Below are 13,610 nucleotides of genomic sequence, written 5' to 3'. Positions count from 1 at the left end.
CGCCCTGTCCGGTGCAGGGTCAGAGGCTGAAGATACCGCGATTCCCGGGGCTTGTTCGGGGCATTGCCCGCAGTAGTATCCGGAAGAGTGTTTCGGGCTCTATGTGGGCAAAGATGCCGGCAGGGCCCCGGGACGCGGCGTCAGCATCAGGGCCAGGATCTCAGAGGAAGACCAATGCGCAAATTACTCATCTCCTCGACCGCACTCTCGGTCGCGCTGAGCTCGTTCCACACGCTGCCGGTCTATGCGCAGGAAAATGAGACAGAGACACAGGCTGAGATAGAAGCTCAGGCGGCGGAGGCTCAGGCAGCAGCAGAAGCACAGGCAGCGGCAGAGGCACAGGCTGCGGCGGAAGCTCAGGCTGCGGCGGAAGCACAGGCAGCGGCAGAGGCTCAGGCTGCGGCGGAAGCACAGGCTGCGGCGGAGGCTCAGGCGGCGGCAGAGGCACAAGCTGCGGCGGAGGCTCAGGCTGCGGCGGAAGCACAGGCTGCGGCAGAGGCTCAGGCTGCGGCGGAGGCTCAGGCCGCAGCGGAAGCTCAGGCTGCGGCGGAAGCACAGGCTGCGGCGGAAGCTAAGGCGGCGACGGAGGCTCAGGCCGCGGCGGAGGCCCAGGCAGCAGCGGATGCTCAGGCAGCGGCAGAGGCTCAGGCAGTGGCGGATGCTCAGGCGGCAGCGGAGGCCAAGGCTGCGGCTGAGACAGCTGCGGCCGAAGCGGCAGAGGCCAGTGCCGCAGCCGCCAGCGATGCAGCGGCGAAAGCCGAAGCTGCGACCCCGGATATCGAAACGCCTGAACCTGCTTTGCCGGCGGATGTTGCAGATGCGATTGAGCCGGCCGATGCCGTTGAGGCAGAGGTCTCCCCCGAGGACCTCGCCAATGCGATCGACGTCCCGGTGCCGGAAGAGAAGGCGGTCAGCAGCCTCGCGGATATTCTCGGAATGCCGGAGGCACAGGCCGATGCGGGTGCGGAATCTGAGTCTGGCACGAAAGCGGATGCAACAGCCCTCGCGGTGCCCGCTGTCGCGGCGGCTTCCTTCCTTGAAGGCGTCCCGGGCGGGGTGAATGTTCCCGGCGAGGCAACTGGTACGGACACGGCGACTTCTGCGCCGGGCGCAGGGGAAGGGACCACTCCGGCGACGGGTGCTGCACCCGTTTCGGTGGTTGATGCGATCATCACCGAAGCCAATACCCGGACTTCGGTCAATGAATTTGCCGCCGCCCCGGTCGCGGTCGGTAAAGGCAAGAAATCCGGCCTCTCGGACCTTGAGAAGGTCGGCCTGCTGGCGCTGGGCGCGCTGGCGGTGGGCACCATCATCAATGGCGGCAAGAAGGATGAACGCCGCGTTGTCAGCAATTCCGGCGACCGGGTGGTGGTCGAGAATGCGGATGGCTCTTACGTCGTCTATAAGGATGATGATGCCGTGCTGCGCCGTCCCGGCGTGCGCACCCAGACCGAGAGCTTTAATGACGGCTCGACCCGCACTGTGGTCAGCCGCGCCGATGGCACCCAGGTGGTGACGATCCGCGACGCGTCCGGCAGGGTGCTGCGCCGTGCCGCCTATGATCAATATGGTCAGGAAGTGCTTCTGATCAACGATCTGGAGCCGGAGCAGCCGATCATCGTGACGCAGCTGCCCAAGCCGCGCCCGGACCGGGTTGTGATCTCGACCTCTGACCAGAACGCGGCGCTGAAGGCGGAAATGGCAGCGCTGGAGGTTGAAGGCCTTGGCCGCAAATTCAGCCTGCGCCAGGTGCGTGACATTCCTCAGGTGCGGGCCCTGGCGGCGACGGTCGAAGTGGACAGCATCACCTTTGACACCGGCTCTTCGGTGATCAATGCGACCGAGGCGAAGAAGCTTGCCGATCTTGGCCGGCTGATGCAGCAGTTGCTTGCATCGAACCCGGGCCATGTCTTCCTGATCGAAGGCCATACCGACGCGGTGGGCTCTGCGAGCTCTAATCTGCTGTTGTCGGACCGGCGGGCAGAGAGCCTTGCACTGGCGCTGACTGAATATTTCGGCATTCCGCCGGAAAACCTCGTGGTGCAGGGCTATGGGGAGTCTGAGCTGAAGATCCGGACCGAGGCGGCAGAGCGCGCCAATCGCCGGGTTCTCGTGCGTCTGATCACACCGCTGCTGCGCAATGCGGGCTGAGACAGATGACCAGATCAAAGGTCTGACTAAGTCTGATAAAGGCCTGATCTGAATGATAAAGCCGCGCTGAAAGCGCGGCTTTTGTCTTTGTTCATCCGATCCACAGTATTGCAAAAGTCTGCCGTTGACAGGATGTGCCCCTTTTCCCGCTGATCTCACGCCACGCGCATGATCTCCGCCGTGCCGAGCGCATTGAAGTGGTTCATGAGCGCAACGCGGATCTGCACCTCGGCTGTTTGACGGTCCGGATCGCGTGAGGCTATGCATGAAGACTAACCACATGGATGCCCCGTGTGAATCCTGCTCGATGGGGATTTCTGCAACAATGCCGATCCGGCAGTCGATGACCAGGATCGAAGGCCTCGAACATCGTTTGAAAACAGTTTCGGATCGGTCGGACACAGCGCGGCGTTTAAAGACCATGCCGGGGATCGGGCCGATTACTGCCATGATGATCGAAACCATGGCGTCGAACATCAAGGGTTTGCGGCGCGGCTGCGAGTTTGCAGCATGGTTTGGCATGAGGCCTCGACAGCGGTCGTCCGGCGGCCAACAGGTCATGGGCCGCATGTCGAAAGTGACGCAGCGTGACATACGCCGGCCGTTGATCATCAGCGCGATGGCCGTTGTGTCAGCCGCCACGCGATAGGGGAAAACAAAGACCAAATGGCTTGTGTCCATGTGGGAGAGAAAGCCCGGACCGCCGGGCGGCATAGCACCCGCCCGTAAAATGGCCAGAGCCGTTCGGGCTATGCTGACGCGGCAGCAGGGTTTTCGGAACCCTGAGGCAATCCTGGCAATACAGGCGCCGGGAGTGCCCAAGGGCTTCGGAGAATTTGAACACACCCATGAAAGTAAGGGAAAATGATCGTAAAAATCCGGATCCGATAACCACATCTCCCCAGAGAGAAGGGCAGCTTTGATTGTTGAATTAGACCAGATCCGCGACCTCTGCGCCATCAATTCCGGGATTTGCGGCAGCGATCCCCATCCGCCTCACCGCGCGCCAGGATCGCACCGTCCGGATCCTGCCCCGTCCTCATGCAGGGCTGCGCCATCACCACGCCAGCGATTTTACCGGAACGCCCGGTGAGGCCCTGGCCTGTTTCGCCAAATACCGTGATGGCCGGGACCTCTTGCTGACTGAAAGTCGCGCAGGAACTGACGGCAATTCTATCGAACGCGCAATCCGTCCCATCGCCCTGAACTGCAAAATGCCTCCGCGCCGGCCTGGACGCCGGGGCCGAAAACCGGGCGGTCAACGTCTCGATGGCCGACACCTGCAAGAGGAACGGCGCCGATCCATACGCCTTACTGGCCGGCACGCTCACCGCCATCGTCAATGGCCATCAGGAGAGGCCGGATCGACGATCTCCTGATGTGGAACTATGCCGCCAGGACGGGGCCACAGGGCAGCGCTTATGCCTCATCGCGGCCCGACGACCGCAAAACCCGCCCCGCGCGGGTCGCTTGCCATGGTGATCCAGGCGCCGCCCGGCACTTCGACCGGGCCATGCAGCACCTTGCCCCCCAGCGAGGGGATCGCAGCCGTCGCCGCATCAATCCCGGGCACCCCGAAATAGGGCAGCCAGTGCGGCGGCACGCCCTCCATGCCCAGCATCCCCATCATGCCGCCAATATCGCGGCCATCATGCGAGAAAAGCTGATATTTGCCATCCGGCCCCATATCCATCGCATCGGTCGCGCTCCAGCCAAGCAGGGCGGCGTAGAACTGGAACCCGGCCTCAGGGTCCGAAGAATGCAGCTCGATCCAGTTGCCATGACCGGATCTGGCCTGGTCGAAGGCATGGCCGGGCGTGCCGTCTTCGGGCTGCAACAGACCGAAGACCGCGCCCTGAGGGTCGACGAGGATCGCGTAACGGCCGGTGCCGGGAATGTCTTCTGGCGCGCGATGAACATTGGCCCCGAGAGCTTTGGCTTTGGCGACCACATGATCGCAGTGATCAACCGCGAAATAGATCATCCAGAATTCCGGCATCGGGCTGTCGGGTGTCATCAGTCCGGCAACCATCGCTCCGTCTTTGGTGGCAAGGCCATAGTCAAAGCCCTCCATTCCGGCATCCTGGAAGGTCCAGCCCAGCAGCGGAGCGTAAAAGTCGCGTGCCGCCCCTGCATCCATGGTGCAGAGCTCGTACCAGCACGGGGTTCCTTGCAATGTCATGGCTCAGATCCTCATTCTTCGACCAAAAGGGGCACAAAGCCGCCATAGACCATGCGCTTGCCGTCAAAGGGCATGGCTTCGGGCTTCATGTCGGGATCGCTTTTTGACCGCGCCTCCATGGCAGCATAGGCCTTGTCACGGGTCGCCTTATCGGGCCAGGTCATCCAGCAAAAGACCACGCTTTCGCCGTCCTGCAGATCTACCGCGCGCAGAAAGTCGGTTTGCTTTCCCGGGGGCACCTCATCCCCCCAGCCCGCCACAAGGGACAGCGCCCCGAGCGCCCTGAACTCGCCCCACCATTTCGCCTCATGGGCGCGGTAGGTCTCGCGATCCTCATTGCGGACCGGGATCAGAAAGCCGTCAATGTAACCTGGGGTCTGCTTTGCCATGATCAACTCCTCCGGATCACAGTTTGCATTTCCCGCATATGCTCCGGGTGATCGCCCCGAAACGCAAACGGAATATCAAAACACGGCCGAAAGCAGCGGGAAATGACCGGCTCGTCTGTTCCTCCGGGGGGCTGCAGCCCCCCGGGGCATCAGTGTAATCAGTATTTCAGCGGCACGTAGAGCTCGGGCGGCAGAACGGCGCGTTCATAATCGGGGTTGAAGACGCGTTCGGGCAGCTGGATTTCCTCATGCGGTACATCCTCATAGGGGAAGAGGCCGAGAAGATGGTCGATACAGTTCAGCCGCGCGCGTTTCTTGTCGGTGCCCTCGACAATATACCAGGGCGCCTCGGGGATATTGGTGCGCGCCAGCATTTCTTCCTTCGCTTTGGTATATTGCTCCCACCGCACGCGGCTTTGCAGATCCATCGGCGAAAGCTTCCATTGTTTCATCGGATCATGGATCCGCATCAGGAAGCGCATCTGCTGTTCCTCATCGGTGATCGAGAACCAGTATTTCACCACCTTGATGCCCGAGCGCACCAGCATCCGCTCGAATTCCGGCACGTCCTGGAAGAACTGTTCCACCTGGTCTTCCGAGGCAAAGCCCATCACCCGCTCGACCCCCGCGCGGTTGTACCAGGAGCGGTCGAAGAGCACCATTTCGCCACCCGCCGGCAGATGCGGAACATAGCGCTGGAAATACCACTGGGTTTTCTCGCGGTCGGACGGGGCCGGCAAGGCGACGGTGCGCGCCACGCGCGGGTTCAGCCGCTGGGTGATGCGCTTGATCGCGCCGCCCTTGCCGGCGGAATCGCGGCCCTCAAAGATCACGACCACGCGTTCCTTGTGATATTGCACCCAGGATTGCAGCCGGATCAGCTCGGCCTGAAGGCGGATCAGCGCGCGCAGATAATCCTTGCGCTCCATCCCCGGCCCGTGGCGCCTTTTGTAGATCTTCGCGATTTCTTCGGACAGCTCGGCATCTTCCAGCTCAAGCTCGTAATCCTCATCGAAGGAATCCGAGAGTTCGGCTTCCAGCCAGTCCATCGGGGTCTGTTCGTTCATGGCATCCGTCGCGCGTGAGGGGAGTTCGGGATCTCAATGGCAGTACAGCGTAACGGAAGCATGACGGTCTGGTGACGGAAATCAATGCGGAGCGGCCTGGGAAAACAGGTTGATCACCAGCACACCGGCAAGGATCAGCCCAATCCCGATCACCGCCGCGAGATCAAGCGACTGTTTCAGCCAGATCCAGCCGATCATCGAGATCAGCACGATGCCAAATCCCGACCAGATCGCATAGGCGATCCCCACCGGCAGGGTCTTGAGCGCCTGCGACAGGAAGAAAAAGGCGCCGCCATAAAGGCAGAGCATGATGATGGTCGGCACCGCTTTGGTGAATTGCTTTGTCTGGGGCAAAAGCGAGGTCGCCATCACCTCCAGCGAGACCGCGAGGAGGAGCGTGACATAGGTTGTCAGCGTTGAGTTCATCAGCCGGGGTTCCTTCGGGTCAGGTCAAGCAATGTTGCGCATAATTCCGCCATCGGCTGGCGCAGATCGGCTTCGACCTGCCAGAGATCGGCAAGCCAGAAGCCATCCGCGGCGTGGCGCAGGATCTCGTACCAGGGGCCGGAATCGGTCGCGGCATGGCGCGTGAGGCGGGCGCGCAGCCAGTCGGACCAGAGACTGCGCATCCCGGGATTCATCAGCAGGACCGCGTTCAGCGGCGCTGAAGCCGCCAGCCCCGGGTCAAGCGTGGCGGCTATCCAGGCGCGGGTAAAGCTGCCCTTCGGCTCGGGATCGGCCGCTATGCTGAGGTCGATGGCCGCATCAAAATGATCGAGAAGATCACGCAACAGCGCGGTGATCAGCGCCTCTTTGTCGGGGAAATGGTGGAAAAGCCCGCCCTTGGTCACTCCGGCGGCCCGGGCCACCGCCGCGATGGTCATCGCCTGGAGCCCGCCAGAGACCGCCAGCGCCGCCGCTGCATCAAGCAGCCGGCGCCGCAGAATCTCGGGCTGGCGGCGACGGGGCGGCGACGGGGATGGCAAGGCCGGGGGGCGAGTGGGCGGGGCAGCGGTCATGCGGCCGATTACATACCGCTTGGTATGTAATCGGCAACAGATTTCTTGCCTGCCGTCATTGCAGCCTTCGGCCTATACCCGGGGGCTGAAAAAGACGGGAAAAGGTCCAGGCCCGCGCTGGAAGGCAGGCGGCTCGCTGTCGCGTGACCGGCAAAGCCCAGTTTTGCAGTGTCAGTTACCTGTGCCGGACGGGGCACCGCTGTCGGGCAGATCCGGAATGCCAGTTCGGGTCATCGCATGTCGGAGCATAACGTCCGGATCGCAGACAGGTCCGGGCCATAAGCGATGGGGGGTCGGGATTTCATCGCGCCGGTCTCTGCCGCCGCTTGCGCCCGGGCAGGTGTGGTCCTATATTCCATCTTGTCCGGGGCAACCCGGACTATGGCGATAAACGCACCTGTAATAGGCGGCTCGGACCCGGGGGCGGTACCCGGCGGCTCCACCAAATCTCCCGTTCATTGCGGGCGTGTGGGGCCGAAACAGGATCGACGGACGTTCAAAGAGGCCAGCTTTCGCTCGGTAAGGTACCACCGTTATCGGTCCATGATCACAGTTGCCAATGACAACAGTGCTCCGGTGGCGATGGCTGCGTAAGCAGCTCTCAATACCAAACCTAAGTCCTTGCGCTTAGCCGCGTAAGGCGGGGTTCGCAGGTACCTGGCAACAGAAACCTGCACCTTCCCCCCGTTTCAGCCCGCTCACCTGTGCCTCAGGTCGTAAGAACCGGCATCGCGGCTGTGATAATGGTGGCTTTCACCATCATCGCCGCTCGGGTACTGGCATACATGCGACGCCGGTATCCGTTACGTTATTGCTAAGGCTTTTCCCGCCAGAGCAGCCGCGCTATGGCAATGAGGCCTCGCCCCGACGCCTGACCCGGCCCCGGCGGGTAAATCGCCAGAAAGGCATTCCCGAAAGGCATTGCTGTGAAACGGCACCGTCATATTCTGCATCCGCTGCAATCGGCGCGGATCATCCTGGGGCACAGGCGATCTGCCGGGGCGGATCTGCTGCTGGCCACGGTCATCGCCTTCACCGCCGGCGCGGCCAATGCGGGCGGCTTCTTCGCGCTTGGTCAATATACCTCGCATGTGACCGGCTATCTGTCGCAGCTGGCCGATCACCTGGTGGTGGCTGAGTGGTGGATCTGCCTTGTTGCCGTGATCGCCATCGGCGCCTTTGTCAGCGGCGCCGCCTTTTGTTCGGCCCTGATCCACTGGGCGCGGCTGCATCTGCCGGGGCGCCAATATGCGGTGAGCGTGGCGGTGCAGGGCGTTTGCCTGATGCTGTTCGCCACCGGCGGCTGGTATGAGGGCGCGGCCTGGCGGCTCTGGTGCATGGCGTGTCTCTGTTTCACCATGGGGATGCAGAACGCCACCGTGACCAAGATCTCGGGCGGCAGGCTGCGCGCCACCCATGCCACGGCGATGATCACCGATATCGGCATAGGTCTCGGTCGCGCCCTGTATCGCCGCCATGCGCCCGACGCGGTCCACAGGGTTGACTGGCACCGGATGCGGCTGATGACGCAGCTGGTTTTCACCTTCTTTCTGGGCGGGGTGACCGGGGCGCTTGGCTATGCGCGGGTCGGGTTCGGGTTCTCGCTGCCGCTGGGATGCCTGTTGCTGGCGATGGCGCTGCCGGCGCTCTGGAAATACCGACAAGGCTGAGGGCGCGCCTCAGCTGCATTGCGAAAAGCCGCAACTGGCGCAGATCAGGCAGCCTTCTTCCCTGCGCAGATCAAAGGATCCGCAACTGGGGCAGATGGCCTGGGGTCCGGGCTCTCCGGCCCTGGTTCCCATCCCGCTCCCGGGGGCCTCGCCCGGCGACAGGGCGCCGGGGTCGGAGTTCAGCCCCATTCCTTCGCCCGCGATGAAGCCGGTCGCGATCAGGTGGCGTTCGATCACACCGCCGATCGCAGCAAGGATCGAGGGGATGTAGCGCCCGTCAATCCAGGCGCCCCCCCTCGGGTCGAACACCGCCTTGAGTTCGCCCACCACGAAAGACACGTCACCCCCCCGCCGGAACACCGCCGAGATCATTCGCGTCAGCGCCACCGTCCAGGCAAAATGCTCCATGTTTTTCGAGTTGATGAAGACCTCGAAGGGGCGGCGGCGCCCGCCCGAGACGATATCATTCACCGTGATGTACAGCGCGTGTTCCGAGCCCGGCCAGCGGATCTTATAGGTCTCGCCCGAAAGCGTGGCGGGGCGCGGCAGCGGCGCATCCCGGGGCGTTTCGCTGTCACCGGGGGCGGGCGCGACGCTCAGCACCGATCCTGTTACCGCATTGGGCCGGTATGTGGTGCACCCCTTGCAGCCCATATCCCAGGCGGCAAGATAGACATCGCGGAAGGCCTCGAACGGGATATCCGCCGGGCAGTTGATCGTCTTTGAGATCGAGCTGTCGATATGGCGCTGTGCCGCCGCCTGCATCCGCAGATGATCCATCGGCGCAAGCTCCTGTGCGGTCACGAAATGCGCGGGCAGGGGCGCCTCGCCCTGAAGCGCGCGCCAGCGCATCAGGGCGTAATCCCCGACCTCCTCCTCGCGCGCGCTGCCATCCTTTTGCAGCACCCTGCGCCTTGTGCTCCAGGCAAAGACCGGCTCTATCCCCGAAGACACATTGCCCGCATAAAGCGAGATCGTCCCCGTAGGCGCGATGGAGGTCACCAGCGCATTGCGGATGCCATGGCTGCGGATGGCGTCGCGGATATCCCTGTCCATCGCCGCCATGGTGCCGCCGGCGAGGAAGGCATCGGCCTCGAACAGCGGGAAGGGGCCGCGTTCTTTCGCAAGATCCACCGAAGCAAGATAGGCCGCCCGCGACAGTGCTTTGAGCCAGGCATCGGTCTGCACCACCGCCTCATCCGAGCCATAGCGCAGCCCGCACATCAAAAGCGCATCGGCAAGCCCGGTGACACCAAGGCCGATCCGCCGCTTGGCCCGGGCCTCGGCCTCTTGCTCGGGCAGGGGAAAGCGTGACTGACCGATCACATTATCCAGCATCCGCACGGCCGTTGCGACAAGATCGGCTAGCTCATCACCCGCGATCCGGGCCGCTTCGGTGAAAGGGTCCCGCACCAGCGCGGCCAGGTTGACCGACCCGAGCAGGCAGGCGCCGTAGGGCGGCAGCGGCTGTTCGCCACAGGGATTGGTGGCGCTGATCACCTCGGCGTAATGGAGGTTGTTCATCCGGTTGATGCGGTCGATGAAGATCACGCCCGGCTCGGCATAATCATAGGTCGCGCGCATGATCCGGTCCCAGAGCGCGCGGGCGGGCAGGCTGTGATAGACCGTGCCGCCAAAGACCAGCTCCCAGCTCTGATCCGCGTTCACCGCCGCCATGAAGGCATCGGTGACCAGCACCGAGAGATTGAACATCCTCAGCCGCGCGGGATCCTGTTTGGCGGTGATAAAGTCAAGGATATCAGGGTGATCGCAGCGCAGGACCGCCATCATCGCGCCGCGACGCGCGCCGGCGGACATGATGGTGCGGCACATCGCATCCCAGACATCCATGAAGGACAAAGGCCCCGAAGCATCCGCCGCCACAGACGCCACCAATGCGCCTTTCGGCCGGATGGTCGAGAAATCATAGCCGATGCCGCCGCCCTGTTGCAGGGTCAGCGCGGCCTCTTTCAGGGCCTGAAAAATCCCCTCCATCGAATCGGGGATAGCGCCCATGACGAAACAGTTGAACAGCGTGACGGCGCGGTCGGTGCCGGCCCCGGCCAGGATGCGACCGGCGGGCAGAAAGCGGAAGCTTTCCAGCGCCGACATGAACCGGGCCTCAGCGCCTGCGGGATCGGGCTCGTCCACCGCAAGGGCGCGGGCGACACGGCGCCAGCTGTCGGCGACCGTCAGGTCAATGGGCATGCCATCTGCGTTCTTCAGCCGGTATTTCATATCCCAGATCCGGGCCGCGATGGGGGTGGCAAACCCACCCTGCGCGACAGACCCGGCCTGAGCAGCGGGTCCGGTCAGGCGGTCGGCGGCGGCGGCATCGGGTTCAGTATCGGGCAAGGCGCAGACCCTCCGGCAAAGAGGGCCGTCAGCGGCGCGAGGACTGGGCCAGCATTTGCGCCGGATCCGGCCAGAGCCACAGGATAGGGAGGCGGAGGCCATCGGTCAATCTTGCGGCGGCGGGGCAGGCGCCTATGATCCGGCCATGGGATTCGTGAATATACTCAAGCTTTGTGTCGGTGCCGAAAGCATCGGGGATCTTGCGACCTGGCAAGAGGAAAATGCGGCGCGCTGGCCGGCAGGGCAGGCGGTGCACGTCACCCGTATGTGGCCCAAACGCGAGGCAGAAGTGCTGGCGGGTGGCTCGCTTTACTGGGTGATCAAGGGGGTGATCCTCTGCCGGCAGCGCATCACCGCGCTGGAGCGGGTCGAGACCGGCGATGGTATCAGCCGCTGCGCCATCGTGATGGACCGAGAGATCATCCGCACCGAATCCGCGCCGCGCCGCCCGTTTCAGGGCTGGCGCTATATCGGGCCAGAGGACGTGCCGCGTGACCTGACGCTGAGCCGGGACGGCGATGACAGCCTGCCGCCTGAGCTGGAACGCGCTTTGGCCGAGATCGGCCTGCGCTGAAGCATTTTGCGGAATCGGCCCGATCCGAACTGCCCGACCAGGGCTGGTTCAGATCGGCCAATGCAGATGCTGGCGATCAGCCGCGACCGCGGGTGAAGCGGCCTTCGATGGTGGCGCCGCTCTCGATCACCAGGGTGTCGTAAGTGATATCGGCGGTCACCTGGGCGGTGGCGCGCATGATGAAATGCTGGCTGTCGACCTTGCCGTCGAGCCGGCCATGCACCTCGACCGATTTGGCACTGACCGAGCCGGAGATGCGGCCATGCTGCCCGACAGCCAGCGCGTCGGCGGTGATATTGCCATCAACCTCGCCCAGAACCTCAAGCGCGCCGGTCGAGCTGATCTCGCCGGTGATCTTCAGGTCAGAGCCAAGCACAGAGCGGGTCGCATTGCTGCGGCTGGCGCCGGCGGGAGGCGTGGTCACCTGGGAGCCAGCCTGTCCGGGCTCGCCATTCGGAGCGGCAGTTTTCGAGAACATGGGGGATCTTTCTGAAAGCGTCTCGGGGGCGATAAGGCGGAATTGCGGCGCAAGGGTCAAGTGGAGTGCGACCGGTGAGGCCGGGGAAAGCCGGTTTTCTGCCGAAACTCAATGATCACGACAGGGCGGGGCGGCAAGCGTCAGCGCAAAGCCGGTGAAAAGGCGCGTGAAACAGGAAGGCGCGCTCTTTGGGGGCGGGGCATCCTGTCCGGTGCGGGCGGCGATGCCGGCCGGGGCGGATCGCAGGGCGCAGCCCGTCGCTGCGAATCAGGCGGCGGCGCGGTTGCGTTCTGGCCGGACTTCTCTGATAGTGCTGCGGTCTGGTGCTTTCCGGCCCGGGCAGCGGCGCAGGCCCTGCGCTGCCTTTGGCCGGAGGGATAATCGGGAAGGCGGTGCAAATCCGCCGCGTGCCCAACGCTGTAAGGTGGACCGCTTTTGCGGACCGGGCGGCAGATGCCACTGGCTTTGGCCGGGAAGGCGCCGCTTCGGGGTGAAACCAAGCCAGAAGACCGGCCAGACCAGAACGGCCCCGGCTGCGCGGACGGCAGCAGGGGCGCCGGTTTGCCTGACAGGGGAAATGTCATGCCGATAAATGTGCCGCGCGCGGCCCGTTGCGATCACGGTCCTGCCGAACAGCTCGCTTCCAAACCCCAAGGCGCAGATCCGGGCGCTTCCGGTGCGGACTTTCGCCCGCCCGGCACCGCCGCTGCCTTTTCGGGAGAGGAACGCGCCGCCGTCTACCGCGCGATCTTTGAGCGCCGCGATGTGCGGGGCCAGTTCCTGCCCGATCCGTTAAGCGACGATCTGCTGCTCCGGCTCCTGGCGGCGGCTCATGCCGCGCCTTCGGTCGGGCTCTCTCAGCCGTGGAACTTCATCCTGATCCGTGATGATGGCGTGCGGAGCGAGATCCGTGCCGCCTTCGAGACCGCCAATACCGAGGCGGCGGCGATGTTCGGCGAGGGGCGGCGCGCGCTTTATTCGCAGCTCAAGCTCCAGGGGATCTCTGAGGCGCCGCTTTGCCTTTGCGTCACCTGTGACCGTACACGTGGCGGTCCGGTGGTGCTGGGCCGCACCCATGATGCCGCGACCGACCTCTATTCCACGGTTTGCGCGGTGCAGAACCTCTGGCTCGCCGCGCGGGCCGAGGGGATCGGCGTCGGCTGGGTCAGCATCTTCCGCGAAGGTGATCTCAAGCGCATCCTGCATCTGCCCGATGGAGTGGTGCCGGTGGCGCTCCTGTGCCTTGGGCATGTGCGCGACCTTTATGACCGGCCAGAGCTTGAGGTCCGGGGCTGGGGGCAGCGTCACCGGCTGGAAGACATGGTCTTCGCCGACCGCTGGCAGGGGCGCTGAAGATCCCGCCTCTGCTCCCATGGGCCGCATCCCTCGGGCCAACGCGGCAGGCGGGGAAGAGACACCCGGCGCGGATGCGGGATGGCCCGGACCAGGCGGGCGTTCCGTAGCTTTCCCAAGGAATGACGCACCCGGAGTGAATGCTGCCGGCTCGGTGGCGTTCAGCCGGTCGCTGCGGCGCGCTCAGATGTTCTCATTTTTCAGCGCCTTGAGCCATGTCTTACAGGATTGGAAGCCTGTGGATTCAGGTATTGCCGGGCACGGGAGCCCGGCCCGTTGGGCTATGTTGTTAATCCATGTTCGCCATCAGACAGCGAAAGCCGCGAGGCATTGGCAGACAGGGGAAGTCCGCGCCCCAGGCCTGGTTTGCCG

12 protein-coding genes, 1 other RNA gene, 1 pseudogene and 1 riboswitch are annotated in these 13,610 nt (G+C 64.0%); of the genes and pseudogenes, 6 read left to right on the top strand and 8 right to left on the bottom strand.

Annotated features, from left to right (window positions below; genetic code table 11):
• The first annotated feature begins 174 nt into the window (after positions 1-174).
• Positions 175-2,151, top strand: a complete 1,977-nt coding sequence (locus BLW25_RS24645; protein ID WP_092898297.1) for an OmpA family protein — start codon at positions 175-177, stop codon at positions 2,149-2,151.
• A gap of 155 nt (positions 2,152-2,306) precedes the next feature.
• On the opposite strand, the pseudogene BLW25_RS23940 reads toward BLW25_RS24645, so the two are convergent.
• Positions 2,307-2,414 (bottom strand): annotated as a pseudogene (locus BLW25_RS23940) (IS5/IS1182 family transposase); the annotation flags it as partial.
• A gap of 2 nt (positions 2,415-2,416) precedes the next feature.
• On the opposite strand from BLW25_RS23940, the gene BLW25_RS08935 reads away from it, so the two are divergent.
• Positions 2,417-2,800 carry a transposase gene (locus BLW25_RS08935; protein WP_092898295.1) on the top strand — a complete coding sequence of 128 codons (384 nt, stop codon included), beginning with the start codon at positions 2,417-2,419 and terminating at the stop codon, positions 2,798-2,800.
• Between the two features lie 777 nt (positions 2,801-3,577).
• Here BLW25_RS08935 and BLW25_RS08925 read toward each other — a convergent pair.
• The 5 genes from BLW25_RS08925 to BLW25_RS08905 form a co-directional block, all read right to left on the bottom strand.
• Entirely contained in the window at positions 3,578-4,333 is a 756-nt protein-coding gene (locus BLW25_RS08925) for a VOC family protein (RefSeq protein WP_092898291.1), read from the bottom strand.
• Positions 4,334-4,344: 11 nt separating this feature from the next.
• The gene (locus tag BLW25_RS08920; RefSeq protein WP_092898289.1) at positions 4,345-4,722 is read right to left on the bottom strand and encodes a DUF1428 domain-containing protein; all 378 of its coding nucleotides are present in this window, start codon (positions 4,720-4,722) and stop codon (positions 4,345-4,347) included.
• Between the two features lie 158 nt (positions 4,723-4,880).
• Complete coding sequence (gene ppk2, locus BLW25_RS08915) at positions 4,881-5,789, bottom strand: polyphosphate kinase 2 (protein WP_092898287.1); 909 nt, start codon at positions 5,787-5,789, stop codon at positions 4,881-4,883.
• A gap of 81 nt (positions 5,790-5,870) precedes the next feature.
• The gene (locus BLW25_RS08910; RefSeq protein WP_249497138.1) at positions 5,871-6,203 is read right to left on the bottom strand and encodes a DMT family transporter; all 333 of its coding nucleotides are present in this window, start codon (positions 6,201-6,203) and stop codon (positions 5,871-5,873) included.
• Positions 6,204-6,214: 11 nt separating this feature from the next.
• Positions 6,215-6,808: a TetR/AcrR family transcriptional regulator gene (locus BLW25_RS08905; protein ID WP_171909516.1), complete on the bottom strand. Its 594-nt coding sequence runs from the start codon at positions 6,806-6,808 to the stop codon at positions 6,215-6,217.
• A gap of 322 nt (positions 6,809-7,130) precedes the next feature.
• Between BLW25_RS08905 and ssrA the strand changes: the two genes are divergently transcribed.
• Together ssrA and BLW25_RS08895 are read left to right on the top strand one after the other, a co-directional pair.
• Positions 7,131-7,486, top strand: a transfer-messenger RNA (tmRNA) gene (ssrA, locus tag BLW25_RS08900).
• Between the two features lie 248 nt (positions 7,487-7,734).
• Positions 7,735-8,478 carry a YoaK family protein gene (locus BLW25_RS08895; RefSeq protein WP_171909515.1) on the top strand — a complete coding sequence of 248 codons (744 nt, stop codon included), beginning with the start codon at positions 7,735-7,737 and terminating at the stop codon, positions 8,476-8,478.
• Positions 8,479-8,487: 9 nt separating this feature from the next.
• Here the strand turns inward: BLW25_RS08895 and BLW25_RS08890 are convergent, their stop codons facing one another.
• Positions 8,488-10,794: an adenosylcobalamin-dependent ribonucleoside-diphosphate reductase gene (locus BLW25_RS08890; protein WP_290438705.1), complete on the bottom strand. Its 2,307-nt coding sequence runs from the start codon at positions 10,792-10,794 to the stop codon at positions 8,488-8,490.
• Positions 10,795-10,978: 184 nt separating this feature from the next.
• Between BLW25_RS08890 and BLW25_RS08885 the strand changes: the two genes are divergently transcribed.
• Positions 10,979-11,407, top strand: a complete 429-nt coding sequence (locus tag BLW25_RS08885; RefSeq protein WP_092898277.1) for a DUF1489 family protein — start codon at positions 10,979-10,981, stop codon at positions 11,405-11,407.
• Between the two features lie 76 nt (positions 11,408-11,483).
• On the opposite strand, the gene BLW25_RS08880 is transcribed toward BLW25_RS08885, so the two are convergent.
• Positions 11,484-11,885, bottom strand: a complete 402-nt coding sequence (locus BLW25_RS08880) for a bactofilin family protein (protein ID WP_092898275.1) — start codon at positions 11,883-11,885, stop codon at positions 11,484-11,486.
• Positions 11,886-12,234: 349 nt separating this feature from the next.
• Positions 12,235-12,418, top strand: a riboswitch (cobalamin riboswitch).
• Between the two features lie 49 nt (positions 12,419-12,467).
• On the opposite strand from BLW25_RS08880, the gene bluB reads away from it, so the two are divergent.
• A complete protein-coding gene (bluB, locus tag BLW25_RS08875) occupies positions 12,468-13,238 on the top strand; it encodes a 5,6-dimethylbenzimidazole synthase (RefSeq protein WP_092898273.1) in 771 nt (256 codons plus the stop codon).
• Positions 13,239-13,610: the final 372 nt, after the last annotated feature.

Origin of the sequence: Rhodobacter sp. 24-YEA-8 (genome assembly GCF_900105075.1) — a bacterium.
In the GTDB taxonomy this organism is placed as follows: domain Bacteria; phylum Pseudomonadota; class Alphaproteobacteria; order Rhodobacterales; family Rhodobacteraceae; genus Pseudogemmobacter.
This window is presented reverse-complemented; position numbering and strand designations above follow the sequence as displayed.